This is a genomic window from Kitasatospora sp. NPDC047058, assembly GCF_040643935.1.
Lineage (GTDB): Bacteria > Actinomycetota > Actinomycetes > Streptomycetales > Streptomycetaceae > Kitasatospora.
In genome coordinates this window covers 1-1,789 of sequence record NZ_JBEYVJ010000786.1, presented here as the reverse complement: position 1 = coordinate 1,789, position 1,789 = coordinate 1, and the positions used below count along the sequence as shown (strand labels likewise).

Annotated in this window: 2 protein-coding genes and 1 pseudogene; 2 read left to right on the top strand and 1 reads right to left on the bottom strand. The window is 73.5% G+C overall.

What is annotated here, in order from left to right; translation table 11 throughout:
- Positions 1-5 precede the first annotated feature (5 nt).
- Entirely contained in the window at positions 6-419 is a 414-nt protein-coding gene (locus ABZ885_RS40495; protein WP_360200113.1) for a nuclear transport factor 2 family protein, read from the bottom strand.
- Positions 420-625: 206 nt separating this feature from the next.
- Between ABZ885_RS40495 and ABZ885_RS40490 the strand changes: the two genes are divergently transcribed.
- Both ABZ885_RS40490 and ABZ885_RS40485 read left to right on the top strand, forming a co-directional pair.
- Positions 626-1,042 carry a MarR family transcriptional regulator gene (locus tag ABZ885_RS40490; RefSeq protein ID WP_360200115.1) on the top strand — a complete coding sequence of 139 codons (417 nt, stop codon included), beginning with the start codon at positions 626-628 and terminating at the stop codon, positions 1,040-1,042.
- Between the two features lie 188 nt (positions 1,043-1,230).
- A pseudogene (locus ABZ885_RS40485) lies at positions 1,231-1,689 on the top strand (FAD-dependent monooxygenase); the annotation flags it as partial.
- Positions 1,690-1,789 lie beyond the last annotated feature (100 nt).

Sequence of the window (1,789 nt, the reverse complement as noted above, 5' to 3'; positions counted from 1 at the left end):
GCCGGTCAGCGGGCGGAGCCGAGGTCACGGTCGGCCTCGTCGCCGTCGAGGAGCAGCGTGGTCTCCTCGATCCGCCGGAAGCGCCCGCACGGGCCGTGCTCGGCGAACAGGTAGACCTCCATCCGCACCCGGGCGCCGTCGGTCTTCACGACCTCGACGACGTGGCGGTCGGCACTGCGGTCGCCGACGGCGAGCTCGTCGTGGACCTCGATCCGGCCGGAGGCGACGACGGCGCGCAGGTGGCGGATGTGCTCGGTGAAGCCGGCGAGGTCGGCCCAGGTGCCGTCGGTGCGCTGGCGGTAGTCCGGGGTGAAGTGCCGCTCGATCGCGGTGTCGAGGTCGAGCCCGGGGGTGAAGAGCAGGTCGGTCAGCGCGGCGGTGATGGTGGTGCGGGGGCCGGTGGGGGTGACGACGGACATGGCGGGATCCTCCCGAAACGGTGATGCGTGCGCGGCGCACGCTTTGCACAAGGAACCCTACCCTCTGATGCGTGCGCCACGCACGCTAAGATGACGGGGTGAACGATTCCACCAACTCCGCCGCCGAGCCGGAAGTCCCCTTCCCCAGCGCCGCACCGGAACCACCCTCCCCCGCCACGGGCCTCGGCGATGCCGTCGCCGAGGCCCTGGGCACCCTCCTGCGCCGCAGCACCCGCGCCGCGCTCCACCGCCGGCTGACCGAAGGCCTGGGCGAGGCGGTGGACGACGTCACCTACCCCGTCCTCAGCGGCCTGGCCCGCGCCGGCACCCGCAGCGCCGCCGACCTGGCCGCCGAGATCGGCATCGACCGCTCCGGAGTCAGCCGCCGCGCCACCCGCCTGGAGGAGGCCGGCCTGCTGCGCCGCACGGCCGACCCCGACGACCGGCGCGCGACCCTGCTCGCCCTGACCGAGGACGGCGAACGCACCGTCGCCGTGATGCGCCGCCGCCTGGCCGACAGCATCGAGGACACCCTCGCCTCCTGGCCGGCCGACGAGGCCCGGGCCTTCGCCCGCGCCCTGCACCGCTTCACCGAGGAAGGCCCGTTCACCGCCGCACCGTGACCACGCAGGCCCGAGCGCCCCGGATCCGCACCCGCGCCCCGGAACACACGCGCCCCGGAATTGCCCCGACACAACCCAAGCTGCGTCCATCCGGGTGATTTCCGGCGGTCCGTGTATCCGGGGGCGATTATGATCCAATTCCTGTGACGGAACGTCAACACCTCAGAACAGCCGGTGACACGGCTGACGTGGTCATCCTCGGCGCGGGACCGGCCGGGCTGGTCCTCGCGAACCTCCTGCACGCCGACGGCATCGACTGCGTCGTGCTCGAACGCGCCACCCGCACCCACGTCCAGAACCGGGCCCGCGCCGGATTCCTCGCCGCGAACACCGTGCGGATCCTGGAGCGGCACGGCCTGGCCGCCGGCCTCCACCGGAACGGCCGGACGCACGGCCGCTGCGAATTCCGCACCGAGGACGGCACCTTCCGCCTCGACTACAGCGGCCTCGGCCGGGGCGAGCAGCACACCGTCTACCCGCAGCAGGAGCTGGTCACCGACCTGCTGACGCAGTTCCTGGACGCCGGCGGCCGGATCCGCTTCGGGACCGAGGCACTCACCGTGCACGGCGCGGACGGCGACCGGCCCTCGGTAGCGGTGCGCGAGGCCGACGGACGCCCCGGACTGTGGCGGGCCGGGTACGTCGCGGCCCACCGCGTGGTGGTCACCGTCTGGTAGCCGCGGAAGTTGTCCCAGCTGCGGGTCTTGGGGTCGACGAACTCCGCGTCGTTGCGGTGCCAGGCGGCGC